The organism is Rhodoplanes sp. P11 (genome assembly GCF_964266735.1).
GTDB lineage: Bacteria > Pseudomonadota > Alphaproteobacteria > Rhizobiales > Xanthobacteraceae > Rhodoplanes > Rhodoplanes serenus.
The window spans coordinates 152532-178909 of the sequence record NZ_CAXWGY010000016.1 but is presented as its reverse complement, the minus strand read 5'-3'; the positions used below and the strand labels follow the sequence as shown (position 1 = coordinate 178909).

Genomic DNA, 26378 nt, shown 5'->3' with positions numbered 1-26378 from the left:
AATGACCGACCAAGACCGAACCGAACGCTCCCCGTGGGCCGACGCCGTGCTGGCGGCGACGCTGTTCGCCGTCGATCCGGCCGGCATCGTCGGCATCGCCATGCGGTCGCTGCCGGGCTTCGCCCGTGAGCGCTGGCTCGCCACCCTGAAGAGCCTGCTGCCGCCGGACGCCCCGGTGCGCCGCCTGCCGCTGCACATCAGCGACAGCCGCCTGCTCGGCGGCCTCGATCTCGCCGCGACGCTGCGGGCCGGCCGCCCGATCGCCGAGCGCGGCATCCTGGCCGAGACCGACGGCGGCGTGCTGCTGGTGGCGATGGCCGAGCGGGTCTCGGCCGGCACCGCGGCGCGGCTCGCCGCCGTGCTCGACAATGGCGGGGTGGTGATCGAGCGCGACGGCATCGCCATCGACACGCCGACCCGCTTCGGCATCGTCGCCCTCGACGAGGGCATGACCGACGACGAGCAGCCGCCGACCGCGCTCGCCGACCGGCTCGCCTTCCGCCTGAACTTCGAGGGCGTCTCGGCCGAGCCGCCGGCCGAGGACGCACCGACCGCCGACGATGTCGCGGCGGCGCGCGCCCGGCTCGCCGCCGTCACGGCCCCCGACGACGTCATCGAGGCGCTGTGCGGCACCGCGCTGTCGCTCGGGGTGTGGTCGATCCGGGCGCCGCTGCTGGCGCTCGCCGTCGCCCGCGCCCATGCGGCGCTCGCCGGCCGCAGCGAGATCGCCAAGGAGGACGCCGCGGTGGCGGCCCGCCTGGTGCTGGCGCCCCGCGCCACCCGCCTGCCGCTGCCGCCGCCCGAGGAGGAGCCGCCGCCCCCCGACGAGCAGCAGCAGGACGACCAGCCGCCGCCCGACGGCAAGAACGAAGAGCAGCAGAACGTCGAGGACCGCCCGCTCGAAGACATGATCCTGGAAGCCGCCAAGGCGGCGATCCCGGCTGGGATTCTCGAGCAGCTCCGCCTCGCCGGCCGCATCAAGCCGCGCCAGCCTTCGGCGGGCCGCGCCGGCCATCTCCAGAAGACCAAGCTGCGCGGCCGCCCGGCCGGCGTGCGGCGCGGCGAGCCGCGCTCGGGCGGGGCCCGCCTCAACGTCGTCGAGACGCTGCGGGCGGCGGCACCCTGGCAGCCGTTGCGCCGGCGCGAGCGGGCGATGAGCGGGCAGGGCGAGCGCAGCGCCCGCGTCGAGGTGCGCAAGGACGACTTCCGCATCACCCGCTTCAAGCAGCGGACCGAGACCGCCACCATCTTCGTGGTCGATGCCTCGGGCTCGGCGGCGCTGCATCGGCTGGCCGAGGCCAAGGGCGCGGTCGAGCTGCTGCTCGCCGAGTGCTATGTGCGGCGCGACCAGGTCGCCATGGTGTCGTTCCGCGGCAAGGCGGCCGAGCTGCTGCTGCCGCCGACCCGCTCCCTCGTGCGGGCCAAGCGCAACCTCGCCGGCCTGCCGGGCGGGGGCGGCACGCCGCTCGCCTGCGGGCTCGACCTCGCCATCGCGCTCGGCGACCAGATCCGCCGCAAGGGCCAGACGCCCTTCGTAATCCTGCTGACCGACGGCTCCGCCAACATCGCCCGCGACGGCTCGCCGGGCCGGCCCAAGGCCGAGGAGGACGCGCTCGCCTCGGCCCGCGCGCTGCGCGCCGCCGGCATCACGGCGCTCTTGGTCGACACTGCGCCCCACCCCCGTCCGCTCGCCCGGAAGATCGCGGCCGAGATGGATGCGATGTACCTGCCGCTGCCCTATGCGGACGCCGCGGCGATCTCGGGGGCCGTCAAGGCGGTGTCGCCGCCGCGCGAGTCGCTGGCCGGATAGCTCGGCCCGACCGATCGTCCCGATGCGCTCGCCCGCCCGGGTGCCGCCCGGGCTGCGACGCCACGCCGCGACGTCACGACCGCCGCGACGATCGCCATCGGCCGAAGAGAACCAACACCTACCACCGAACGTTATGGAGGTGTTGTCGGGCGCCCCGCGCCACCAGTCGAGGCTTTCAGCATGAATCGCAACACCGTGTTCGTCCGCCGTCCGGCCCCCACCCGGCGCGGCAGCGCGGCCGGCCGGCTGCGCGGCCTGGCCGCCGTCCCGGCCGCCGCGGCCCTCGGCTGGCTGGCGTGCAGCACCTTCCTGATCCCGCACCGCCTGCGCCTGCCGCCGGCCCTGCCGGGCGACCAGCGCGACATGGACACCATCGCGGGGCGGGTGAGCTACTACACGGCCGGCCCCGAGCCGACCACGGCGCCGGCCGCCGAGGCCGCCCTGCCGCCGCTCCTGCTGGTCCACAGCGTCAACGCGGCGGCCTCCGCCTACGAGGTGCGTCCGATCTACGAGGCGATGCGCACGCGCCGCCCCGTCTATGCCCTCGATCTCCCCGGCTTCGGGTTTTCCGAGCGCAGCCCGCGCACCTACACGCCGCGCCTGATGACCGACGCCATCCACGCCATGGTGGAGGAGATCCGCCGCATCCACGGCGACGGGCCGGTGGACGCGGTGGCGCTGTCGCTCGGCTGCGAGTTCCTGGCCCGCGCCGCCGCCGAGGCGCCGGCCGCTTTCCGCAGCCTCGCCCTGGTCAGCCCCACCGGGCTCGATTCGCGCGGCCCCTATCACGGGCCGCCCGGCAGCACCCGCGGCAGCAGCGTGGCCTACGGGGCGTTCTCGTTCCCGGTCTGGGGCCGCGCCGTCTACGATCTCCTGAACACCCGTGTGAGCGCCCGGTACTTCCTGGAGAAAGCGTGGGGCTCCAAGGACATCGACGAAGGTCTGTGGGACTACGACTACCTCACCTCCCACCAGCCGGGCGCCGAGCACGCGCCGTTCTACTTCGTCAGCGGCTTCCTGTTCAGCCGTGACATCACGCGACTCTACGAGCAGCTTCAGATGCCCGTGCTGGCGATCCACGGGGTGCGCGGCGACTTCGTCGACTACACCCAGCTTCGCGAGTTCGGCCGGCGACCGAACTGGACCGTCAAGAGCTTCCGCTCGGGTGCCTTCCCGCATTTCGAGATGCCGGGCGAGTTCGTGCGCACCTACGACGCCTTCCTGGCCGACGCGGCGGCCAGCAGGGCGCCCGCGATGGTCGACTGATGGGCGCCGCGGTCGGGCGGCGGGTCGGCCGACCGCGATGCCCGCTCGGGGAGTTTTTGATCGCTGATGCGACATCACCGTGGTTTTTGCGGGGGTGCGGGCCTATAGTCGTGCGACGCGAGCAAGCGAGGCCGGCGGTGTTGTGAAGCCGGCGGTTCCGGAGATTTCGGACTCCCGCTTGCAGCCTGCTCGTCGTGGACGTTATGGGTTGGAGATTGGGAGACAAACAATGCTCGCCGATCACACGACGCTGTCGCAATTCCTGATCGAGGAACGCCGCCGGTTCCCGGAAGCCACGGGCGATTTTAGCGCGCTCATCATCGATGTCGGTCTCGCCTGCAAGGCGATCGCCCGGCGCGTCGCCAACGGCGCGCTCGCCGGCGTGCTCGGGGCGGCCGGTGCCACCAATGTTCAGGGCGAGGCACAGCAGAAGCTCGACGTCATCGCCAACGAGCTGTTCATCAAGGCCAACGAATGGGGCGGCCAGCTCGCCGGCATGGCGTCGGAAGAGATGGACATGCCGTGGACCATCCCGCCGCGCTATCCCCGCGGCAAGTATCTGCTGCTGTTCGATCCGCTCGACGGCTCTTCCAACATCGACGTCAACGCCCCGGTCGGCAGCATCTTCTCGATCCTGCGCGCGCCCAATCCGGGCGTCGATCCGCGGCCCGAGGACTTCCTCCAGCCGGGCGTCAAGCAGGTTTGCGCCGGCTACGCCATCTACGGCCCGTCCACCATGCTGGTGCTGACCGTCGGCACCGGGGTGCATGGCTTCACCCTCGATCCGCAGCTCGGCGAGTTCATCCTGACCAATCCGCGCATCAAGATGCCGCCGACCACTCAGGAGTTCGCCATCAACGCCTCCAACGCCCGGTTCTGGGAGCCGGCGGTGAAGCGCTATGTGGACGAGTGCCTCCAGGGCAAGCCGGGTCCGCGCGGAAAAGACTTCAACATGCGGTGGATCGCCTCGCTGGTGGCCGACTGTCACCGCATCCTGATCCGCGGCGGCGTGTTCATGTATCCGCGCGACACCCGCGACCCCGGCAAGCCGGGCAAGCTGCGGCTGATGTACGAGGCCAACCCGATCGCCATGATCGCCGAGCAGGCCGGCGGGCTCGCCACCACCGGGCAGGACCGCATCCTCGACGTGAAGCCGAGCAAGCTGCACCAGCGCATCGCCCTCATCTTCGGCTCGCGCGAGGAGGTGGAGCGGATCGAGGCGTATCACCGCGATCACAGCGGGCGGAAGTACGAGACGCCCAAGTTCAAGACGTCGGAGCTGTTCCAGTCGGCCGAATGAGCGGGCCGGCGAACCGCGGGCCGCGGCTTGCGAGGTCGACGGCCGGCGGCGGTGAGGTCGGGCGGGCCGCAGTGCCGCAAGCGCGGTGAGCGGCCGCCATGATCCGCGGGCGACGGCGGGACGTAGCGGGTCGGCGTCGATGCGGCGGCCTGACGGCGTGATTTCAATCGTGACGTTTCAGCATGGGCGATCATCTGGTCTGGGAGCGCGACGGCCGTGACTGGCCGAACCGCGCCGCAAGTCGTTTCGTAAGCGCCGGCGGAATCGACTGGCATTTGCAGGACCTTGGCGACGGGCCGGTCCTGCTGCTGCTCCACGGGACGGGCGCCGCCACCCATTCGTGGCGCGACCTCGCCCCGCGACTGGCCGAAGGCTTCCGGGTGATCGCGCCCGATCTGCCCGGCCACGGCTTCACCCGCATCGCCGACGATTCCAGCCTGTCGCTGCCCGGCATGGCGGCGGCGGTGCATGCGCTGGTCCAGGCCCTGGGTGTGCGGCCGGCGCTCGCCGCCGGCCACTCGGCCGGCGCCGCGGTGCTGATCCGGATGACCCTCGATCGCCTGATCGCGCCGCGCGGCCTGGTCAGCATCAACGGCGCCCTGATGCCGTTCCGCGGCGTCGCCGGCCACACCTTCGCGCCGATCGCGCGCCTGCTCGCCGGCACCACCCTGACGGCCCGCCTGTTCGCCTGGCGGGCCGAGAACAAGGGGCTGGTGCGCGGCATCCTGAACAGCACCGGCTCGCAGGTCGAGCCGGTCGGCGAGGAGCTCTATGGCCGGCTCGCCCGCAATCCCGGCCATGTCCATGCGGCGCTCGCCATGATGGCGAACTGGGACCTGGGGCCGCTGACCGCCGACCTGCCGCGCCTCGCCACTCCGCTGCTGCTGATCGCCGGTGGCCGCGACGGCACCGTGCCGCCCGACGAGTCGTTCCAGGCCCGCGACCTGGTGCCGGGCGCCCGGGTGGTCTGCCTGCGCACCCTCGGCCACCTCGCCCACGAGGAGAAGCCGGCCGAGATCGCCGGGCTGGTGGAAGAGTTCTGGCGCGAGGTGGCACCCCCAGGGGCGACCTGCGACGGCTGAATGCGGGACCGGCAGCCTTGGACGGCTGTTTCTCTCAGAGGGGCTGCCCTAGACAAGCCTTTGCTTCCTCGAATTTTATCTGAGCTTTCCCCGCCCGGGCGAGCGCCCCTTGGGCGCTACGGCCAGGGGAAACGACACGTCGGGCCGGTCTCCTTCCGGCGCATCCGTAAAACCACCAAGTGGCCGATCGGGGCGTCTCCGCGCTAGCTCCAGTGTCAATTCACTGTTACAGTCCTCCGTGATGTCCAGCTTGACACTCGATCGGCCGCGCCCTCCCGTGGTCCGCCCCGGCGCGCGCGTGCCCCATGCCATCGTGATCGGAAGCGGGTTCGGCGGCCTGGCCGCGGCGATCCGGCTCGGCGCGCGCGGCTATCGCGTCACCGTGCTGGAGAAGCTCGACCAGCCCGGCGGCCGCGGCTCGGTGTTCCGCCAGGACGGCTTCACCTTCGATGCCGGCCCGACCATCGTCACCCTGCCGCAGCTCTTCGAGGAGCTGTGGGCGCTGGCCGGCCGCAAGTTCTCCGACGACATCACCCTCAAGCAGCTCGATCCGCTCTATCAGATCCGCTTCGACGACGGCGAGACCTTCACCGAGTCGAACGGCATCGAGGCGATGCGCCGCGAGGTCGGTCGGCTGTCGCCGGGCGACGTCGAGGGCTACGAGCGCTTCCTGGAGAAGAGCAAGGCGATCTACGAGGTCGGCTTCGAGAAGCTCTCCAACGTGCCGTTCCACTCGCTGACCTCGATGGCGAAGGTGCTGCCGGACTTCGTCCGGCTCCAGAGCTGGCGCACCGTCCACGGTCTGGCGGCGAGCTACGTGAAGGACTCGCGCATTCGCACGGCGCTGTCCTTCCATCCGCTGTTCATCGGCGGCAATCCGTTCGCCGTCACCTCGATCTACTGCCTGATCACCTATCTCCAGAACACCTTCGGGGTCTGGTTCCCGATGGGCGGCACCGGCGCGCTGGTGAAGGGCCTGGCCGGGCTGATCGAGGCGCAGGGCAACACCATCCGCTACGACGCCGAGGTTGCCGCCATCACGGTGGAGGGCGGCGCCGCCACCGGCGTCCGGCTGGTCTCGGGCGAGACCATCGCGGCCGACATCGTGGTGTCGAACGCCGATGCCGCCTGGACCTACCGGCACCTGCTGCCGGCCGAGGTGCGCCGCCGCTGGACCGACCGCAAGCTCGGCAAGGCGCGCTACTCGATGAGCCTGTTCGTCTGGTACTTCGGGACCAAGCGCCAGTATCGCGGCGTACCGCACCACTCGATCCTGCTCGGGCCGCGCTACAAGGAACTCCTGCGCGACATCTTCGACCGCAAGGTGCTGGCGCCCGACTTCAGCCTCTATCTGCATCACCCGACCGCCACCGATCCGTCGCTGGCGCCGCCCGGGTGTGACGCCTTCTACGTCCTCTCGCCGGTGCCGCATCTCGGCAGCGGGGTCGACTGGGCGCATGCCGCCGAGCCCTACCGGCGCGCCATCTCCGACTTCCTGGCCCGCACCGTGCTGCCCGGCCTGGAAGAGAACGTCGTCTCGTCCCGCATCATCACGCCGCTGGACTTCCACACCCGCTATCGCTCGGTGCTGGGAGCAGCCTTCGGCTTCGAGCCCGTGTTCACCCAGAGCGCGTGGTTCCGTCCCCACAACCGCAGCGAGGAGGTCGACCGGCTCTATCTGGTCGGCGCCGGCACCCATCCGGGCGCCGGCCTGCCCGGTGTCCTGTCGTCCGCCCGCGTGCTCGACTCCATCGTGCCCCATGGTGCCGATCTGGCTTGAGAACCCGACTGCCTCGCCGCAGGACGTCGCCGCCTGCCGGGCGATGATTCAGCAGGGCTCGCGCACGTTCTTCGCCGCGTCGCTGCTGCTGCCCTGCGCGGTGCGCTCGCCCGCCTACACGCTCTATGCGTTCTGCCGCTTCGCCGACGACGAGGTCGACGGCGAGGATCGCGAGCGCGACGCGCTGGCGCGGCTGCGCGCGCGGCTCGATCTCGCCTATGCGGGACGGCCGCTGCCGACCTCGACCGACCGCGCCTTCGCCGACATGGTGGCGCGCTACGCCATTCCCAAGGCGATCCCCGACGCCCTGCTCGAAGGGCTCGCCTGGGACGCCGAGGGGCGCCGCTACGAGGACATCTCGGGCCTCTACGCCTACTCGGCGCGGGTGGCCGCCACCGTCGGCGCCATGATGACGCTGCTGATGGGGGTGCGCGATCCCGACACGCTGGCGCGGGCCTGCGATCTCGGCGTCGCCATGCAGCTCTCCAACATCGCCCGCGATGTCGGCGAGGACGCCCGCATGGGGCGCATCTACCTGCCGCTGTCGTGGATGCGCGAGGCCGGGCTCGATCCCGACGCCTGGCTCGCCGCGCCGTACTTCGACGAGCGCCTGGCGAGCGTGGTGGCGCGCCTGCTCGCCGCCGCCGACGTGCTCTATCGGCGCTCGGAATCGGGCATCGCCGGGCTGCCGTTCGGCTGCCGCCCCGGCATCCTGGCGGCCCGCACCATGTATGCCGAGATCGGCCGGGTGATCGCCCGCAACGGCTTCGACTCGGTGTCGCAGCGCGCCTACGTGCCCGGCCGCCGCAAGCTGGTGATGCTGGCCCGCGCCTTCGCGGGCGGCCCGCTGGTGTCGCGCGGAAAGCCGGCGCCGGCGCTCGACGAGACCCGCTTCCTGGTCGATGCCGTCGTGGCCGAGCCGCTCGGCCTTGTCCGGCCCGATCCCGCCCACGGTCCCTGGTGGGACATGGGGCGGCGTGTCGTCTGGGTGCTCGACCTGTTCGAGCGCCTCGGTCAGCGCGAAGGGCGCGCCGCGAAACATCGTCCTGCGCCGCGGCTCGCGAGCATCGAGCCGTAGCCGTCTCTGGATGACAATTGTCAATTCCGATTGTCATCCGGTGTTGTGTAATGGTGCTTGACAGGCACACGTCAACTCCCGGGAGGTCCACATGCGCATTCTGCTCCTGCATCCCAACTATCATTCGGGCGGAGCGGAAATCGCCGGCAACTGGCCTCCCGCCTGGGTCGCGTATCTGGTCGGCACCCTGAAGGCGAACGGCTATACCGACGTCCGCTTCATCGATGCGATGACCGACGATCTCTCGGAGGAGCAGCTCCGGGCCGAGCTGCGGGCCGAGAAGCCGGACGTCATCGGCGCCACCGCCATCACGCCGGCGATCTACAAGGCCGAGCGCGCCCTCCAGATCGCCAAGGAGGAGCACCCGGACGCGGTCACGGTGCTGGGCGGCATCCACGCCACCTTCATGTACAAGCAGGTGCTGGCCGAGGCACCGTGGGTCGACGTGGTGATCCGTGGCGAGGGCGAGCAGATCCTGCTGGACCTGGTGCGTGCCATCGACTCCGGCGAGTTCAAGAAGAACCCTGAAAACGTCAAGGGCATCGCCTATGCGGACGGCGGCAACATCGTCGCCACCGCGGCCGCCCCGCCGATCGAGAATCTCGACATCCTGAGCCCCGACTGGGGCATTCTCGATTGGAACAAGTACATCTACATCCCGCTCAACACCCGCCTGGCGGTGCCGAACTTCGCGCGCGGCTGCCCCTTCACCTGCTCGTTCTGCTCGCAGTGGAAGTTCTGGCGCACCTATCGGGTCCGCAGCCCGATCAAGGTGGTCGACGAGATCGAGGTGCTGGTGAAAGAGTACGGCGTCGGCTTCTTCATCCTGGCCGACGAGGAGCCGACCATCCACCGCAAGAAGTTCGTGGCGCTGTGCGAGGAGCTGGTCGCCCGCAAGCTGCCGGTGATGTGGGGCATCAACACCCGCGTCACCGACATCCTCCGCGACGAGGCGCTGCTGCCGCTCTACCGCAAGGCCGGCCTCATCCACGTCTCGCTCGGCACCGAGGCGGCCGCCCAGCTCAAGCTCGACCTCTTCAACAAGGAGACCACGGTGGCGCAGAACAAGCGCGCCATCGAGCTCCTGCGCAAGCACGGCATCGTCTCCGAGGCGCAGTTCATCGTCGGTCTCGAGAACGAGACCCGCCAGACGCTGGAGGAGACCTACCAGATGGCCCGCGACTGGGGTTGCGACATGGCCAACTGGTCGATGTACACGCCGTGGCCGTTCTCCGACCTGTTCCAGGAGATGGGCGACAAGGTCGAGGTGTTCGACTTCGAGAAGTACAACTTCGTCACGCCGATCATGAAGCCGGACGCGATGACCCGGGTCGAGCTGCTCGACCGCGTCATGCATAATTACCGGCGCTTCTACATGCGCAAGATGTTCCTGGAGTATCCGTTCATCCGGGACCGCGAGAAGCGCCGCTACATGATGGGCTGCATGAAGGCGTACCTGAAGAGCTCCTTCGAGCGGAAGTTCTACGATCTCGGCCGCGTCGGCTACTGGGGTCCGCAGTCCAAGAAGGTCGACTTCGGCTTCGACGAGACCCGCACCATCACCGAGGCGCAGAGCGCCGATCTTCAGGCCGCCCCCAAGGGCCGCAAGAAGAAGAAGGACGAGAAGCCGGAGGCCGTGCGGGCCTGCTGAGTCTCTCGTCGTCCGCCGCCTCGTCGTGGCCGGGCTCGTCCCGGCCATCCACGAGCGGGTTTTCGGACCAGAAAGGCGTGATGGCCGGGGACAAGCCCGGCCATGACCGTTTCAGAGAGCTGATGCTTCAGGGGTCGTGATCACCGTGACGAGTGCTGTCGAGCCTCTTTCACCCGTGGCACCGAGCCGCGATCACGCCGCCGCGGCCGGCGACGCCGTCGCCCGCATCGGCCCGAACGCCATCATCCGGATGATCGAGGCCCTCGACGCCGCGGTCGGCGACGGCGAGACGGCGCGGCTGTTCGCGGCGGCCAGGCTCGCCCACCATCTCACCCGCGCGCCCGACCACATGGTGGACGAGCGCGACGTGGTGGCGATCCACACGGTGGTGCGCGACGCGCTCGGCATCGCCCGCGCCCGCGAGGTCGCGGCGGTGGCCGGACGGCTCACCGCCGACTATCTGCTCGCCAACCGCATCCCGAAGCCGGTGCAGCCGATCCTGAAGATCCTGCCCGCCCGGCTCGCCGCCCGCATCCTGCTCGGCGCCATCGGCCAGCACGCCTGGACGTTCGCCGGCAGCGGCGTGTTCTCCTACACGCTCGGCCATCCGGTGCGCTTCGAGATCGCCGGCTGCCCGATCTGCCGGGGCGCCGCGACCGAGGCGGCGGCGCCGCTGTGCGACTATTACGGCGCCACCTTCCAGCACCTGTTCCGCACCCTCGTGCATCGCGCCGCGACGGTGACCGAGACGGCCTGCCAGGCCGCCGGCGCCTCCGCTTGCCGGTTCGAGATTCGTTGGCGCTGAGGCCGCCGACCGGCGAGCCGCCACACGCTTCCGAGACCCCAGGGATCGATCCTCCGCCTGTCGCGTTAGCTTGACAATGGCGCGCTGCGCCGGGTCGCGTGGGCCTGCATGTCGTTTCACATCGACAGTGACGACATGCCCCCGCGGCGCTCTCCAACCGACAGACACGAGGACGCCATGACCTGGGAAACCTTCATTCCCTCGCTCGCCCTGATGACGCTCGGGGCCTTCTTCGCCTTCGCGGTGATGCAGTTCGTCGCCTTCTCGCGCCGGCGCAGCAACCGCGAGGCGATCAAGCGGTCGTTCTCCGACCACTCGGCCGGCAGCCCCGGCGCACCGGATCGCTGAAGCGTGGATGCCGCGGCGTCATGACGCCGGCCTCACCGCCGCCGCGGCATCCGGAACGGCAGCATCGCCTGCACCCACGGGGCCGCGAAGCGGTCGAGCGACAGGCTCTCGTGGACCGCCGAGGCCGGTTGCCCGAGCAGCGTGCCGGTCAGCATCGAGCGGGCATAGAACGGCGTGTCCTCGAAGGTCGAGGCGAGCGTCATTTCGGCGGTCGCGTCGCCCCGAGTCTCGCGCGGCACCCGCCACAGCGTGTCCGGGAGCACGATGCGCTTCGGCGCCTCGAAGTGCGACACCGTGCCGGCGCGGTCGAAGCGCAATGCCAGGCCGACATCGCCGTCCGGTCCGCGCCGGGTCGCGTGGTAGAGCACGGCGGCGCCGTCGGGCAGCGCGGCGCGTGACCAGTCCCAGCACACGAAGGCGCTCTCCACCGGCGTCTCGCCGTGGTTCGAGTCGAGATAGCCGTGGCCCCGCCAGGATAGATCGGGGCGGCTGAACTCCGCCTCGACGTCGCAGCAGGGGGCGAGCGGCCGCCACACATGCAGGCCGGCGCCGTCAAGCGCGAAGCTCGCGCCGGTGAGGGCGGTCGGCCGCACCCGCACGGTGCCGCGCAGCCGCGAGGGGACCGGCACCGTGGTCTCCTCGATGCGGATCGTCAGCGTGGTGCCGTCCCAGTCGAGTCCGCTCGGGCCGATGCGGATCTGCGTTGCGTCGCGGGCGAGCGCGCCGCGGCCGCGCTCGGTCATCGCCCAGCGCTTGCCGGCCTCGCCGTAGAGGGCGATGTTGACCGAGCAGAAGTCCTCCGGGTCGGCGGCGCCGCCCGCCGTGCGCCGGCGCGCCCAGGCGTAGTAGGGCGAGAACACGCTGCCCACGAAGGTGATGATGGTGAGGCCATGGCGGCCGTCGTCGCTCAGCGCGTCGACATACCACCAGAGATAGCCGCCCGGCGCCACCGGCTCGTCGAATCGCGGTCCGCCGTCGCGGCCGCCGCCGCCAGCCGGCCCGAGAGCGCCGCCATCGGCACGCCCGGTCCCGGATGGGTGCTGCCTCCCGCCAGATACAGGCCCGGAATCCGGGTGCGGGACCCCGGCCGTCGGAACGATGCCGTCCATCCGTGTGACGCCCTTCCGTAGAGGGCTCCTCCGGTTCCCGGAAAGAGCCGATGAAAATCGCCGGGGGTGGTGACGACGCCGTCCTCCGGCCGCCCGTGCAGGGTCAGGCCGCAGCGCGCCAGCCGGTCGGTGGCGGCGCGCCAGCAGGCCGCGAGCGCGTCGGCGTCGGGCGGCGCAGTATCGCCGTCGGCCGGCGCGTTGACGAGGCAGAGCAGCCGCTCCGGTCCGCCGGAGCCGTCATCCTCGCGGCGGCCGTTCTGGCCGATCTCGGCTCGCTCCGAGGCGGGTCCACGATCCGGCCCGCGATCTTGGGCGCAGATATAGACGGTCGGATCGGTCGGCAGGCGGCGCTCGCGCAGGAGCTGGTCGAACTCGGCCCGGTAGTCGGCCGAGAAGAACACCGTGTGGTGATGCAGCGGGAAGCCGTCGGCCGCCGCCACCACCGCCCAGGTGACGGCCGACAGCGAGCGCGCCGCCGGTGTGATCCGGGGCGCCGCCCCCCGCAGCGCCGGCCCGAGGCTGCCGTCGGCGACCGCCGCGACGTCGGCGTTGAGCACCACGACATCGGCCGCGAGCCGCTCACCGCCGGCCAGCTCGACACCGGCGGCGCGGCCGCCGGCCACCACCACCTGCCGCACCGGCGTGCTCCAGCGGAAGCGCACGCCCTGCCGCTCGGCGACGCGCACCAGCGCGGCCGCCAGCGCCCGCATGCCGCCGTCGATCACCCACACGCCCTGCTGTTCCACATGGGCGATCAGCATCAGGGTGGCGGGAGCGAGAAACGGCGACGCCCCGCAATAGGTGGCGTAGCGGCCGAACAGCTGGCGCAGCCGCGCATCGTGAAAGTGATCGCCGAGCGCCCCCCACAGGGTGGCGAACGGCGAGATGGCCGCGGCGTCGCCGATCCGCCGCAGGCCGATGCGGAGGATCAGCTCGAGCGGGGTGCGGCACCGCGGACCGCGCAGGAAGGGCTCCTCCAGGGTGGCGTAGATGTGGGCAGCCCGGGCCGCGAAGTCGCGGAAGCGGCGCGCCTCGGCGGCGCCCGCGAAGTCGCCGATCGCCGCGGTCGAGCGGTCGAGGTCGGCGAACAGGTCCAGCCGCTCGTGCTCGCTCCAGGCGTGGCGGGCCAGGATGTCGAGCGGCCGCAGCGTCAGCTCGCGATCGAGGCTGGTGCCCGCGGTGGCCAGCAGCTCCTCGAACACCCAGCGCATGGTGAAGACGGTGGGGCCCGCGTCGATGGCGCGGCCGGCGACCGGCAGGCTGCGGATCTTGCCGCCGGGGCTCTCGGCCGCCTCCACCACGGTGACGTCGAAGCCGTCGACGGCCAGCGCGATCGCGGCGGCGAGGCCACCGGCACCGGCTCCGACCACAATGGCGGACTCAGCCCCCACGCTCACCAATCCGGAGAATTACCGTTGAGTTCGATGGTCAGGTGTCTATACTGCGTGACAGTAGATCATGACAATCGATCGTTACATTTGGCCTTGATCGGGTTTTCGGCTGTCAGCGAGGGCTGAACGCATGGACAGTAGCACACGCATCGAGCAGGCTCTGAGTGCCGCATTGGCGCGGGCGGAGACGCCGAGCGCGCCGTCGAAGCTCGCATCGGCCATGTCGTACGCGGTGTTTCCGCGCGGTGCCCGGGTGCGGCCGCGCCTGTGCCTGGCGGCGGCGGCGGCCTGCGGCGACGATCAGCCGGCGCTGACCGATGCGGCGGCGGCCTCCATCGAGCTGCTGCACTGCGCCTCGCTGGTGCACGACGACCTGCCCTGCTTCGACGATGCGGCGCTGCGCCGCGGCAAGCCGTCGGTCCATGTCGCCTATGGCGAGCGGATCGCCGTGCTGGCCGGCGACGCCCTGATCGTGCTGGCGTTCGAGCAGCTCGCCTATGTGCCGTGCTCGCCGGAGCGGCTGCCCCATGTGATGCGCATCGTCGGCCAGTCGGTCGGCATGCCGGGCGGCATCGCGGCCGGCCAGGCGTGGGAGTGCGAGCCGTTCTGCAATCTCGTCGAGTATCACGAGCAGAAGACCGGGGCGCTGTTCTCGGCGGCCACCATGCTGGGCGCCGCGGCCGCCGGTCACGATCCGGAGCCCTGGCGAGCGGTCGGCGCGCAGCTCGGCCTCGCCTATCAGGTCGCCGACGATCTGCGTGACGCCGCCGCCGACGAGGACGAGCTGGGCAAGCCGGTCGGCAAGGACGTCACGCTCGGCCGTCCGAGCGCCGTGCGCGATCTCGGCATCGACGGCGCCATGCGGCGGCTGGAGAGCCTGGTCAAGGGCGCCATCGCGGCGATCCCGCCCTGTCCGGGCGCCGGCGACCTGCGGACCTTGATCCTCTCCGAGGCCAAGCGGCTGGTGCCCAAGCGCCTCGCCCAAGTCGCAGCGTGATCCGGGCGGCCTGATCCCGGCAGCGTGATTCCGGCGGCGTGAGGCGAGGCCCCGAGGTGGGGGCCTGAATGGGTGCCTGACCGGATACCTGACCGCGACGCCTGTCAGGTCGACCTGACAGGCCGACCCTATCGCCTGACAGGCCGACCCTATCGCCTGACAGGCCGACCCCACGGCCGGCGGTGCCGGTCTCCCTAACCCGGCCGGCGGTGCCGGCATAACTCGGCCGGCGGTGCCGGCCGCCGAGACCCATGGGTCGATCGCTATGCTGGATCGCGGTCGATCGTCGTGACGGCCGGCATGACCCTTCCCACCACAGAGCCCGACACGCCGCCCGACCCTCGGCCGCAGCCGGGCGTCGTCGCGTCGACGGCCGGGTCTCACCCCGCGGCGCAGCCGGCGCCGTGGCGGGAGGCGTGGCGGGATCGCTGGCTCGGCTGGCGCGACCGCCTGCTCGCCTCGCCGCGCTTCCAGCAGCTCGCCGCCGCCTTTCCGCCGACCCGACCGATCGCGCGGCGGCGCAGCCGCGAGCTGTTCGACCTCTGTGCCGGCTTCGTCTACTCGCAGATTTTGCTGGCCTGCGTGCGGCTGCGCCTCTTCCAGCACCTGGCCGACGGGCCGCAGAGCGTCGCCGCCCTCGTGGCTCGCACCGGCCTCGGCGAGGACGCCCTACGGCGTCTGCTCGACGGCGCGGTGACGCTGCGGCTGGTCGAGCCCCGCGGGCGGGACCGATTCGGCCTCGGCGTGCTCGGGGCGGCGCTGCTCGGCAATGGCGGCCTGCCCGACATGATCGAGCACCATGCGCTGCTCTATGCCGATCTCGCCGACCCGGTGGGGCTGCTACGCCGCGACGACCGCCGCGACACCGCGCTCGCCCGCTACTGGGCCTATGCGGACAATCCGGCCGCGAGCGCGCTGCCGCCCGACGCGGTCGCCGCCTATTCGCGGCTGATGGCGGCCACCCAAGCCTTCGTGGCCGACGAGGTGCTGGCGGTGGCGCCGCTCGCCGGCCGTCGCGGCCTGCTCGACGTCGGCGGCGGGGAGGGGGCCTTCCTGTGCGCCGCCGGGGCCCGTCATCCGCGCCTGAACCTGATGCTGTTCGACCTGCCGGCGGTGGCGGCGCGGGCCACCGCGCGCTTCGAGGCCGCCGGTCTGGCCGGCCGGGCGACCGCCCATGGCGGCGACTTCCGCGTCGATCCGCTGCCGGCGGGCGCCGACACCGTGTCGCTCGTCCGGGTGCTGCACGACCACGACGACGACACCGTGCTGGCGCTGCTGCGGGCTGCCCACCGGGCGCTGCCGTCCGGGGGGCTGCTGGTGGTGGCCGAGCCGATGGCCGAGGCCCCCGGCGCCGAGCGCATGGGTGCGGCCTATTTCGGATTCTACCTGCTGGCGATGGGGCGTGGCCGGCCCCGAACGCCAAGCGCGCTTTACACTTTGCTGGAGGCCGCAGGCTTCCCCAGGCCGCGCCTCCTGCGATCGAGAAATCCTCTTCTTTTGCAAGTCGTTGTGGCCGAGGCAGGGAGCCCCTGAGGAGACATGACAATACGACTTGACATAGGGGGCAGTAAGCGTAGGCTGACACTCCAAGTCGGTGTGCAGCCTCCTTGCGTGACGGCTCGGAGAGGTCATGGAAACTGTTGCGGTCGTGCTGGAGGAGCCTGAGCGTCTGGTGCTCAGTCGGCTCGACCTGGCCCATCCCGGCGACGAGGATGTGGTGGTCGACATCGACTGGAGCGGCATCAGCACCGGGACCGAGCGTTTGCTGTGGTCCGGTCGCATGCCTCCCTTCCCAGGGCTCGGCTATCCTCTGGTTCCGGGGTACGAATCGGTGGGGCGGATCACGGCCGCGGGCAGCCGCTCGGGCCGGCAGGTCGGCGAGCATGTGTTCGTGCCCGGTGCGCGCTGCTTCGGCGCGGTGCGCGGGCTGTTCGGCGGCGCGGCGCGGCGGGTCGTGGTCCCGGGCGCGCGGGCGCTGCCCATCGACGGGAGCCTGAACGAGCTAGGCGTCCTCATGGCGTTGGCCGCGACGGCGTGCCATGCCATGTGGGGGGCCGATCGGGCGCGACCCGACCTCATCGTCGGGCACGGCGTCCTCGGTCGTCTCCTCGCCCGACTGGCCATGCTGGCGGGCGAGGAGCCGCCTACCGTGTGGGAGCGCGACGCCGGCCGCGCCCAGGGCGCTGTCGGCTATCGGGTGGTCGATCCGGCCGAGGACCCGCGCAAGGACTACCGCGCCATCTACGACGTGAGCGGCGACTCCAAGCTGCTCGACACGCTGATCGCGCGGCTCGCGCCACAGGGCGAGATCGTGCTCGCCGGCTTCTACAGCGAGCCGCTCTCCTTCGCATTTCCGCCCGCCTTCATGCGGGAGGCGCGCATCCGCGTCGCCGCCGAATGGCGCGAGGCCGATCTCGCCACCGTCAAGCGCCTGATCGAGGAGGGACGTCTCTCCCTCGACGGGCTGATCACCCACCGCTGTGCCGCCGAGGACGCACCGAGCGCCTATCGCACCGCGTTCACCGATCCGACCTGTCTCAAGATGATCCTTGACTGGAGAGGGTACGCATGAACGCCTCGCTGCCGCTCGACATGACTGCACGCCTGCGCGCCGAGGCCGGGATCGAGCCCGATCCGGTGCCGGCGAGCGCGTCCAAGCCGACGCAGATCATCGCCATCTACGGCAAGGGCGGGATCGGCAAGAGCTTCACGCTCGCCAATCTCAGCTACATGATGGCCCAGCAGGGCAAGCGCGTCCTGCTGATCGGCTGCGACCCGAAGAGCGACACCACCTCGCTGCTGTTCGGCGGCCGCGCCACCCCGACCATCATCGAGACCTCGTCGAAGAAGAAGCTCGCCGGCGAGGAGATCACCGTCTCCGACGTCTGCTTCAAGCGCGACGGCGTGTTCGCCATGGAGCTCGGCGGCCCCGAGGTCGGCCGCGGCTGCGGCGGGCGCGGCATCATCCACGGCTTCGAGACGCTGGAGAAGCTCGGCTTCCACGAGTGGGGCTTCGACTACGTGCTGCTCGACTTCCTGGGCGACGTGGTGTGCGGTGGCTTCGGCCTGCCGATCGCCCGTGACATGTGCCAGAAGGTCATCGTGGTCGGCTCCAACGACCTTCAGTCGCTCTACGTCGCCAACAATGTCTGCTCGGCGGTCGAGTACTTCCGCAAGCTCGGCGGTAATGTCGGCGTCGCCGGCATGGTGGTGAACAAGGACGACGGCACCGGCGAGGCGCACGCCTTCGCCGCCAAGGCCGGCATCCCGGTGCTCGCCTCGATCCCGGCCAACGAGGACATCCGCCGCAAGAGCGCCGCCTATCAGATCGTCGGGCGACCCGACAGCGAGTGGGGCCCGCTGTTCGCGACGCTCGCCGTCAACGTCGCCGAGGCGCCGCCGCAGCGGCCGACGCCGCTCAGCCAGGACGCCCTGCTGGGCCTGTTCTCGAGCGACACGGTCGGCCGCGACGTGGTGCTCCAGCCGGCCACCCAGGAAGACATGCGCGGCGGCGCCTATGTGCCGAAGCCGTCGCTCGAAGTGATCTACGACACCGTCTGAACCGGAAGAGACGCGAACCATCATGTCGGTGAGCCGAGCCAGGACCGCAGCCGAGACGGCGCAGACCGCGGAGGTGATCTACGACACCGCCGCCGTCGCGACGCTGTCGGACGCCGCGCCGTCGCTGCCGCCCGCCGATGCGCCGGGTGCTGCCGCGCCGGTCGCCCGCGAGGCGGGCGCCGGCGTGCCGGCCGCCGCGGCCGCTGATGGGGCCGGGTGCCACGCCGGCGTCGCCGAGATGCGCAAGGCGGCGGATGCCGCCGGCAAGTCGGAGACGCTCGACCGCTACGCCGCCGACTATCCGGTCGGGCCGCACGACCAGCCGCAGAGCATGTGCCCGGCGTTCGGCTCGCTGCGCGTCGGCCTGCGCATGCGCCGCACCGCCACCGTGCTGTCGGGCTCGGCCTGCTGCGTCTACGGCCTCACCTTCACGTCGCACTTCTACGGGGCGCGGCGCACCGTCGGCTATGTGCCGTTCAATTCCGAGACGCTGGTCACCGGCAAGCTGTTCGAGGACATCCACGAGGCGGTCCACAAGCTCGCCGATCCGGCCCAGCACGACGCCGTCGTGGTGATCAATCTGTGCGTCCCGACGGCGTCGGGCGTGCCGTTGCAGCTGCTGCCCAAGACCATCAACGAGGTCCGCGTCATCGGCATCGACGTGCCGGGCTTCGGCGTGCCGACCCATGCGGAGGCGAAGGACGTGCTGGCCGGCGCCATGCTGGGCTATGCGCGCGCGGAGGCCGAGCAGGGGCCCGTGCAGGCGCCGCGCGAGGGCCGCGCGACGCGGCCCACCGTGACGCTGCTCGGCGAGATGTTCCCGGCCGATCCGATCGGCATCGGCATGATGCTGGAGCCGCTCGGCCTCGCCGCCGGTCCGGTGGTGCCGACCCGCGAGTGGCGTGAGCTCTATGCCGCGCTCGACTGCGCCGTGGTCGCCGCGATCCATCCGTTCTACACGGCCTCGGTCCGCGAGTTCGAGGCGGCTGGGCGCACCGTGGTCGGCTCGGCGCCGGTCGGTCTCGACGGCACCGCCGCCTGGCTCGACGCGATCGCGGCGGCCTGCAGGGTCGCGGCCGACAAGGTCGACGCCGTCAAGGCGAAGGTGCTGCCGGCGATCCGCACGGCGCTCGCCGCCAATCCGGTGCGCGGCCGCGTCACCGTCTCGGGCTACGAGGGCTCCGAGCTGCTGGTCGCCCGGCTGCTGATCGAGAGCGGCGCCGAGGTGCCCTATGTCGGCACCGCCTGCCCGCGCACCCGCTGGTCCGAGTCCGATCGCGACTGGCTGGAGACGAAGGGCGTCAAGGTGCAGTACCGCGCCTCGCTGGAGCAGGACATCGCCGCCGTCGACGCCTTCGCGCCCGACCTGGCGATCGGCACGACGCCGGTGGTGCAGCACGCCAAGGAGCGCGGCATTCCGGCGCTCTACTTCACCAACCTGATCTCGGCGCGACCCCTGATGGGCGTCGCCGGGGCCGGCTCGCTCGCCCAGGTGGTCAACACCGCGATCGCCAACAAGGCGCGTTTCGACGCCATGACGGAGCTGTTCCGCGGCGTCGGCGCCGGCGACACCGCGGGTGTCCACCACGACGTGCCGAAGGCGCGGCCGGAGTTCCGCGAGAAGATGCGGCGCCAGCTCGCCGCCCAGGCCAAGAAGCGCAAGGCGGAGGAGATGCTCTGATGCTCCTCCTCGATCACGATCGCGCCGGCGGCTACTGGGGCTCGGTGTATGTCTTCACCGCCGTGAAGGGCCTTCAGGTGATCATCGACGGCCCGGTGGGCTGCGAGAACCTGCCGGTCACCGCGGTGCTGCACTACACCGATGCGCTGCCGCCGCACGAGCTGCCCGTGGTGGTCACCGGCCTGTCGGAGGCCGAGCTCGGCCAGCACGGCACCGAAGCGGCGATGTCGCGCGCCCACAAGACGCTCGATCCCGATCTGCCGTCCGTGGTGGTCACCGGCTCGATCGCCGAGATGATCGGCGGCGGCGTGACGCCCGAGGGCACCGGCATCAAGCGCTTCCTGCCGCGCACCATCGACGAGGACCAGTGGCAGAGCGCCAACCGCGCGATGGCGTGGCTGTGGAGCGAGTACGGCCCCAAGAAGGTGCCGGACCGCAAGCCGCGCCAGCCCGGCGAGAAGCCGCGCGTCAACATCATCGGCCCGATCTACGGTACCTTCAACATGCCGTCCGATCTCGCCGAGATCCGCCGTCTGGTCGAGGGCATCGGCGCCGAGGTGAACCTGGTGTTCCCGCTCGGCACCCATCTCGCCGACATTCCGCGGCTGGCCGACGCCGACGTGAACGTCTGCCTGTATCGCGAGTTCGGCCGGCTCTTGTGCGAGGCGCTGGAGCGCCCCTATTTGCAAGCGCCGATCGGCCTGCACTCGACCACCAAGTTCCTGCGCAAGCTCGGCGAGCTCACCGGGCTCGATCCGGAGCCGTTCATCGCCCGCGAGCTGCACACCACCGCCAAGCCGCTGTGGGATCTGTGGCGCTCGGTGACCCAGGACTTCTTCGGCACGGCGAGCTTCGGCATCGTGGCGACCGAGACCTATGCGCGCGGCATCCGTCATTTCCTCGAGGAGGAGATGGGGCTGCCCTGCCGCTTCGCTTTCGCCCGCGCGGCCGGCGTCAAGCTCGACAACGCGGCGGTGCGCAAGGCGGTGCACGAGCAGACGCCGCTCGTCCTGTTCGGCAGCTACAACGAGCGCATGTATCTGGCGGAGATCGGCGGGCGGGCCGCCTACATCCCCGCCTCGTTCCCCGGCGCCATCGTGCGGCGTCACACCGGCACGCCGTTCATGGGCTACGCGGGCGCCACCTATCTGGTGCAGGAGGTGTGCAACGCGCTGTTCGATGCGCTGTTCCACATCCTTCCGCTCGGCTCGACGCTCGACCGCGTCGATCCGACACCGTCGCGTCTGCATCGCGAGCTGCCGTGGGACGACGCCGCCAAGATCGCGCTCGATCGTCTGGTCGAGCAGCAGCCGGTGCTGGTGCGCATCTCGGCCGCCAAGCGGCTGCGCGACGCCGCCGAGCGCGGCGCCCGCGCGGCCGGAGAAGAGCGTGTCACGGTGGCGCGTGTGATCGATGTCAATGTCAGCGCGATGGGAGAGCCGGCATGATGCGCCTGTGTTCTGCCGGCGCCGCCGGCGCCACCATTTCAAGAGCTGATCATTCGCGCCGTGCGCCAGCGCCGGCGAACGAGCGTTCGACAGGAGGGTCCCCTCATGGCTGAGAGAATGGAGCAGGTCCTGACGGGTCCGCGGGCCAAGGAGGCGATGGATTTTCGTCTCATCTTCGCGGTCGCCTTCGCGGCCTTCCTGGTCGACGCCACCGGGCGCCGGGTGCTGATGCGGCTGTTCCGCATCGGTCCGCCGATCGACACCAATCGCTCGATCGTCGCCGAGGCGCGGGCGCTGGCCTGCAAATACGTTCCGTTCGCCTTCATGGGCTGAGCGGTTTCACCGAGATTCGCCCGACGCTGCCGGGCGAGTGATCGTCGTGGCTCGCCACGACTTCCCGAGCCGCGCGGGATGGGCGCGGTAACGGCCGCAAGGCCAATCATCGGAGAGTATCTCCATGGCTGATAAGTCTCTGTCCGGTCTGACAGAAGCGGAAGCGAAGGAGTTCCATAGCGTCTTCGTTTCGAGCTTCCTCGGTTTCGTCTCCGTGGCGGCGATCGCTCACGTCCTGGCTTGGATGTGGCGCCCGTGGGCGAAGAACGCGTCGCTCGTCGACGGCGTGAACGTGGCGGTCAGCCACCTGGCCTCGTACCTGTCGTAGGAGGGAAGAACAATGTGGCGCGCTTGGCTGCTTTTCGATCCGCGTCGGACTCTCGTCGCGATCTTCACGTTCCTGTTCGGTCTCGCTCTGCTGATCCACTTCATCCTGCTGAGCACCGATCGGTTCAACTGGCTCGAGTCTCCGCGTGCGAAGCCCGCCGCGGCGGCCCAGAATGCTCCGCTTCCGCCGGCGCGGTAGCAGCAACGCCAGTCAAGGTCGGCGGACGAGCCATCGACACGTCGCTCGGCTCGTCCGCCGCCGATGTGCAGTGAGCAGGCAGGCACCACGCGAGCCTGCCGGCCGGTGTCGATCGGGGGATCCCAACAATGGCCATGCTCAGTTTTGAACGAAAATACCGCGTCCGTGGAGGTACGCTGATCGGCGGGGACCTCTTCGACTTCTGGGTGGGGCCGTTCTATGTCGGCTTCTTCGGAGTCACGACGGTTTTCTTTACCTTCCTCGGCACGGCACTCATCATTTGGGGTGCGGCCCTCGGGCCGACCTGGAACATTTGGCAGATCAACATCGCACCGCCTGACTTGAGCTACGGGCTCGCGCTCGCTCCGCTCAAGGAAGGAGGGTTGTGGCAGCTCATCACCGTGTGCGCGCTCGGCGCGTTCTGCTCCTGGGCATTGCGCCAGGCGGAAATCGCCCGCAAGCTCGGCATGGGTTATCACATCCCGGTCGCGTTCAGCTTTGCCATCTTCGCTTATGTCGCCTTGGTCGTCATCCGGCCGGTGCTCATGGGCGCCTGGGGGCACGGTTTCCCCTACGGCATCATGAGTCATCTCGACTGGGTGTCGAACGTCGGGTACCAGTACCTGCACTTCCACTACAATCCGGCGCATTGCATCGCGATCACGTTCTTTTTCACGAACGCGCTCGCGCTCGCCATGCACGGCTCCCTGATCATCTCGGCCGCCAATCCCAAGGAGGGCGAGGTCGTGAAGGGTGCGGAACACGAGAACACGATTTTCCGGGACACGATCGGCTACTCGATCGGCACGCTCGGCATCCATCGTCTCGGCCTGTTCCTGGCGGTCAGTGCAGCGTTCTGGAGCGCCGTCTGCATCATCATCAGCGGCCCGTTCTGGACACGCGGCTGGCCTGAGTGGTGGAGCTGGTGGCTCGACCTCCCGATCTGGCGCTAGGAGGGGGCTCACATGGCCGAATACCAGAACATCTTCACCCAGGTGCAGATCCGGGGCCCCGGCTATGCCGGCGTGCCGCTGGACGGCCCCGTGGGTTACAGGGTGGGCCAGGGCGCCTTCTCCTACTGGCTGGGCAAGCTCGGCGACGCCCAGGTCGGTCCGGTCTATCTGGGCTGGTCGGGGCTGCTGTCGCTGTTCTTCGGGTTCATCGCCTTCGAGATCATCGGGCTGAACATGCTCGCCTCGGTGAACTGGGATCCGATCCAGTTCGTCCGGCAGCTTCCGTGGCTGGCTCTCGAGCCGCCCGCGCCCGCCTACGGCCTCCATATTCCGCCGCTGAACGAAGGCGGCTGGTGGCTGATGGCGGGGTTCTTCCTGACGACCTCGATCCTGTTGTGGTGGTGGCGGGTCTATCGGCGCGCGCGCGTCCTCGGGATGGGTACCCATCTCGCTTGGGCGTTCGCGTCGGCGATCTTCCTGTACCTCTCGCTCGGCTTCTTCCGTCCGATCCTGATGGGAAGCTGGGCCGAGGCGGTGCCGTTCGGCATCTTCCCGCACCTCGACTGGACGGCGGCGTTCTCGATCCGCTACGGCAACCTGTTCTACAATCCCTTCCACATGCTCTCGATCGCGTTCCTGTATGGATCGGCGGTGCTCTTCGCGATGCACGGCGCGACCATCCTGGCCGTGAGTCACTTCGGCGGTGAGAGGGAGGTCGAGCAGATCGTCGACCGCGGAACCGCTTACGAGCGGGCGGCGCTGTTCTGGCGCTGGACCATGGGCTTCAACGCCACGGCGGAATCCATCCATCGCTGGGGTTGGTGGTTCGCGGTCCTGGTCACCCTGACGGGCGGCATCGGCATCCTGCTGACCGGCACGGTGGTCGACAACTGGTATCTCTGGGCCGTCAAGCACGGCGTGGCACCGTCGTATCCCGCGGTGTTCCCGCTCGTGACCGACCCGACCCTGGTTCCGGGAGGCTAGCCATGAGCAAATTCGGAATGCGCATGCTGGCCGGAGTCTCCGCTGCTCTCGCTCTGCTGCTGGTGATCTACGCCTTCGAGTGGCCGCCGGTGGACAGCGTGCAGCGTGGCTACCGCGGTCTCGCGATGGAGGAGAACTCCAATCCGCGAGTCGACCGGGCCAAGGTGAGAGCCAATGTCCTGCCGGAAGTCGCTCCGCCCACCGACAAGGCGGGCCAGAAGGCTTCGCAGGTCTACACCAACGTCAAAGTTCTCGGGGACATGGACGCCAACGAGTTCCTGAGGCTGATGACGGACATGACGACGTGGGTGTCGCCCGAGCAGGGCTGCGCCTACTGCCACGACGAGAACGATCTCGCCGCGGAACGCCCGTACACCAAGATCGTCTCCCGGCGCATGCTGGAGATGGTCCGGTACATCAACGGAAGCTGGAAGACGCACGTCGCCGAGACGGGCGTCACCTGCTGGGCCTGCCATCGTGGCCAGCCCGTCCCGGCGAGCGTCTGGTACGCCGATTCGCCGAAGACGGCGCAGGGTGCGGCTGGCAATCGGGCCGGCCAGAACGTCGCTTCGGCGGCGGGCGGCATCACGGCCCTCCCGGTCGATCCGTTCACGCCCTTCATCAAGGACGGGGCGGACCTCCGGGTGATCTCGGCCACGGCTCTGCCGGCCGGCAATCGGGCGTCCATCAAGCAGACCGAGTGGACCTACAGCCTCATGATGCACTTCTCCAAGGGGCTGGGGGTCAACTGCACGTACTGCCACAACTCGCGGTCCTTCTTCGCGTGGGACCAGAGCACTCCGCAACGGACCACGGCGTGGTACGGGATCCGGATGACGCGTGACATCAACACGCAATTCCTGGAGCCCCTGACCCCGCAGTTCCCGGCGTCCCGCCTCGGGCCGCTGGGCGACGTCGCGAAGGTGAACTGTGCCACTTGCCACGAGGGTGTCTATAAGCCGCTCTACGGCGCCAACATGGTCAAGGAGTATCCGATCCTTGTTGGCCCGGCACCGGCACGTACGGCGTCTGCCGCTCCGGCGGGAGCGAAGTGAGAAGCTGCTGAGCATGGCCGTGCGGGTCGCCTACGGGCGGCCCGCCGGCGGTGCGGCGGATCGCACGAAACCGGCGTCGTCGACCGAGAGGTCGGCGGCGCCGGATTCTTTTCCGGGATGGGATTCTTCGGCGCCGGGTTCTGTTCAGCGCCGGGTTTTCTTCGGTGCCGGGTTTCTCGGTGCCAAATTTCTTGGTGCCAAGTTTCTTCGTCGTGAGCTTTCTCGGTCGGTGTCTTTCGTGCCGACGCCGTGTTCGGCGCGGCGGTCGTCGGCGCCGATGTCCCCTGCGCCGATGTCTCCGGCGCAGGGCGCCGCTCGTCCCGGCGCCGGCGAAGGGGCGGCTCCGCGCCGTCCTCGGTTGATTTCCACTCCTGTCTGCCGTCTAGTCGCGCTCCTGTCGGAGGGTGAATGAGCCAGCATGACGAGCGGGGCGGCCGGTCCCGCCACCACGACGAACCGGCCCGAGACGAGACCGCGTCGGTCCCGGCGCCGGAGGAGATCCGTCGGATCGGCCTCGCCAATGCGCTGCGCGAGGTGACGGCGCCGCTCCACCGCGTCGCCGAGCGGGCCGGCGTGATCAGCGACATCGTGCGCGGCCGGTCGAGCCGGGCTGCCTATGCGCTGCTGCTGCGCAACCTCTACGCGGTCTACGACGCGCTGGAGGCGGGCCTCGAGCGGCACCGCGACTCGCCGGCGGTCGGCCGCCTGGCCCGGCCGGAGGTGTACCGGGCCGAAGCGCTGCGCCGCGATCTCGCCACCCTCTACGGCGGCATCGACGTCGCCCTGGCGGTGCCGCTGCTGCCCGCCGGGGCCGACTATGTGGACGCCGTGATCGACGCCGGCGCGGGCGACGGCGTCCGCCTCATCGGGCACGCCTATACGCGCTATCTCGGCGATCTCTCGGGCGGCCAGACGGTGAGCCGGGTGCTGGCCCAGACGCTCGGGCTCGCGCCGGACGCCCGCCATCTCTATGCGTTCGACGTCGTCGAGCCGCTCGACGCCTACAAGGAGCGCTATCGCGACGCCATCGACCAGGCAGCCCACGAGACCGAGCGGCCGGACGCCATCCTGGCCGAGGCGATGCGGGCCTTCCGCCTCAATGTCGCGCTGTTCTGGGCCGTCAAGGATGCCACCGAGGCGCCCGACACGCCCCCGACGGTCGCCGCGGCGCCGTCGTCCGGCACCGGAGCGCATCAATGACGGACGCATCAATGACGGGC

24 protein-coding genes are annotated in these 26378 nt (G+C 70.3%); 22 read left to right on the top strand and 2 right to left on the bottom strand.

What is annotated here, in order from left to right; translation table 11 throughout:
* Position 1 precedes the first annotated feature (1 nt).
* From ACFQUV_RS12615 to ACFQUV_RS12575, 9 genes are all read left to right on the top strand, one after another.
* Positions 2-1810, top strand: coding sequence for a magnesium chelatase subunit D (locus tag ACFQUV_RS12615; protein WP_129607483.1), 1809 nt, complete (start codon positions 2-4; stop codon positions 1808-1810).
* A 180-nt stretch (positions 1811-1990) separates the two neighbouring features.
* Positions 1991-3076, top strand: a complete 1086-nt coding sequence (locus ACFQUV_RS12610) for an alpha/beta fold hydrolase (protein ID WP_129607481.1) — start codon at positions 1991-1993, stop codon at positions 3074-3076.
* Positions 3077-3305: 229 nt separating this feature from the next.
* Positions 3306-4376 (top strand): class 1 fructose-bisphosphatase, encoded by a 1071-nt coding sequence (locus tag ACFQUV_RS12605; RefSeq protein ID WP_111384287.1) that lies wholly within the window; start codon positions 3306-3308, stop codon positions 4374-4376.
* A 182-nt stretch (positions 4377-4558) separates the two neighbouring features.
* Positions 4559-5458, top strand: a complete 900-nt coding sequence (gene bchO, locus ACFQUV_RS12600; protein WP_129607479.1) for an alpha/beta fold hydrolase BchO — start codon at positions 4559-4561, stop codon at positions 5456-5458.
* A gap of 241 nt (positions 5459-5699) precedes the next feature.
* On the top strand, positions 5700-7238 hold the full coding sequence (locus tag ACFQUV_RS12595; protein WP_129607477.1) for a phytoene desaturase: 1539 nt from the start codon (positions 5700-5702) through the stop codon (positions 7236-7238).
* Positions 7219-8316 (top strand): phytoene/squalene synthase family protein, encoded by a 1098-nt coding sequence (locus ACFQUV_RS12590; RefSeq protein WP_129607475.1) that lies wholly within the window; start codon positions 7219-7221, stop codon positions 8314-8316. The genes ACFQUV_RS12595 and ACFQUV_RS12590 overlap by 20 nt, the downstream gene beginning before the upstream one ends.
* A gap of 91 nt (positions 8317-8407) precedes the next feature.
* A complete protein-coding gene (gene bchE, locus ACFQUV_RS12585) occupies positions 8408-9967 on the top strand; it encodes a magnesium-protoporphyrin IX monomethyl ester anaerobic oxidative cyclase (protein WP_111384291.1) in 1560 nt (519 codons plus the stop codon).
* A 175-nt stretch (positions 9968-10142) separates the two neighbouring features.
* Entirely contained in the window at positions 10143-10772 is a 630-nt protein-coding gene (gene bchJ / locus ACFQUV_RS12580; RefSeq protein ID WP_244601431.1) for a bacteriochlorophyll 4-vinyl reductase, read from the top strand.
* Positions 10773-10949: 177 nt separating this feature from the next.
* The gene (locus tag ACFQUV_RS12575; protein ID WP_155478238.1) at positions 10950-11120 is read left to right on the top strand and encodes a hypothetical protein; all 171 of its coding nucleotides are present in this window, start codon (positions 10950-10952) and stop codon (positions 11118-11120) included.
* 32 nt (positions 11121-11152) lie between these two features.
* Here the strand turns inward: ACFQUV_RS12575 and ACFQUV_RS12570 are convergent, their stop codons facing one another.
* Complete coding sequence (locus tag ACFQUV_RS12570) at positions 11153-12070, bottom strand: carotenoid 1,2-hydratase (protein ID WP_207211348.1); 918 nt, start codon at positions 12068-12070, stop codon at positions 11153-11155.
* On the bottom strand, positions 12028-13620 hold the full coding sequence (gene crtD / locus ACFQUV_RS12565) for a 1-hydroxycarotenoid 3,4-desaturase CrtD (protein ID WP_129607473.1): 1593 nt from the start codon (positions 13618-13620) through the stop codon (positions 12028-12030). Before crtD ends, ACFQUV_RS12570 begins: the two co-directional genes overlap by 43 nt.
* Positions 13621-13750: 130 nt before the next feature.
* Here crtD and ACFQUV_RS12560 point away from each other — a divergent pair, with 130 nt between their 5' ends.
* From ACFQUV_RS12560 to ACFQUV_RS12500, 13 genes are all read left to right on the top strand, one after another.
* On the top strand, positions 13751-14617 hold the full coding sequence (locus ACFQUV_RS12560; protein ID WP_111384293.1) for a polyprenyl synthetase family protein: 867 nt from the start codon (positions 13751-13753) through the stop codon (positions 14615-14617).
* A 300-nt stretch (positions 14618-14917) separates the two neighbouring features.
* Positions 14918-16150, top strand: coding sequence for a methyltransferase (locus ACFQUV_RS12555; RefSeq protein ID WP_129607471.1), 1233 nt, complete (start codon positions 14918-14920; stop codon positions 16148-16150).
* Between the two features lie 97 nt (positions 16151-16247).
* The gene (gene bchC, locus ACFQUV_RS12550) at positions 16248-17189 is read left to right on the top strand and encodes a chlorophyll synthesis pathway protein BchC (protein WP_111384294.1); all 942 of its coding nucleotides are present in this window, start codon (positions 16248-16250) and stop codon (positions 17187-17189) included.
* On the top strand, positions 17186-18178 hold the full coding sequence (locus ACFQUV_RS12545) for a chlorophyllide a reductase iron protein subunit X (RefSeq protein ID WP_207211347.1): 993 nt from the start codon (positions 17186-17188) through the stop codon (positions 18176-18178). Before bchC ends, ACFQUV_RS12545 begins: the two co-directional genes overlap by 4 nt.
* A gap of 22 nt (positions 18179-18200) precedes the next feature.
* Positions 18201-19859 (top strand): chlorophyllide a reductase subunit Y, encoded by a 1659-nt coding sequence (bchY, locus tag ACFQUV_RS12540; protein ID WP_244601430.1) that lies wholly within the window; start codon positions 18201-18203, stop codon positions 19857-19859.
* Positions 19859-21307: a chlorophyllide a reductase subunit Z gene (gene bchZ, locus ACFQUV_RS12535; RefSeq protein ID WP_129607469.1), complete on the top strand. Its 1449-nt coding sequence runs from the start codon at positions 19859-19861 to the stop codon at positions 21305-21307. Before bchY ends, bchZ begins: the two co-directional genes overlap by 1 nt.
* A gap of 105 nt (positions 21308-21412) precedes the next feature.
* Entirely contained in the window at positions 21413-21640 is a 228-nt protein-coding gene (locus ACFQUV_RS12530) for a hypothetical protein (protein WP_129607467.1), read from the top strand.
* Positions 21641-21764: 124 nt separating this feature from the next.
* The gene (pufB, locus tag ACFQUV_RS12525) at positions 21765-21968 is read left to right on the top strand and encodes a light-harvesting antenna LH1, beta subunit (protein ID WP_111384297.1); all 204 of its coding nucleotides are present in this window, start codon (positions 21765-21767) and stop codon (positions 21966-21968) included.
* Positions 21969-21980: 12 nt separating this feature from the next.
* The gene (gene pufA, locus ACFQUV_RS12520; RefSeq protein ID WP_111384298.1) at positions 21981-22166 is read left to right on the top strand and encodes a light-harvesting antenna LH1, alpha subunit; all 186 of its coding nucleotides are present in this window, start codon (positions 21981-21983) and stop codon (positions 22164-22166) included.
* Between the two features lie 128 nt (positions 22167-22294).
* Complete coding sequence (gene pufL / locus ACFQUV_RS12515; RefSeq protein ID WP_111384299.1) at positions 22295-23119, top strand: photosynthetic reaction center subunit L; 825 nt, start codon at positions 22295-22297, stop codon at positions 23117-23119.
* Between the two features lie 12 nt (positions 23120-23131).
* Positions 23132-24103, top strand: coding sequence for a photosynthetic reaction center subunit M (pufM, locus tag ACFQUV_RS12510; protein WP_111384300.1), 972 nt, complete (start codon positions 23132-23134; stop codon positions 24101-24103).
* 2 nt (positions 24104-24105) lie between these two features.
* A complete protein-coding gene (gene pufC, locus ACFQUV_RS12505) occupies positions 24106-25158 on the top strand; it encodes a photosynthetic reaction center cytochrome PufC (RefSeq protein WP_111384301.1) in 1053 nt (350 codons plus the stop codon).
* Between the two features lie 408 nt (positions 25159-25566).
* On the top strand, positions 25567-26358 hold the full coding sequence (locus ACFQUV_RS12500; RefSeq protein ID WP_129607465.1) for a heme oxygenase (biliverdin-producing): 792 nt from the start codon (positions 25567-25569) through the stop codon (positions 26356-26358).
* Positions 26359-26378 lie beyond the last annotated feature (20 nt).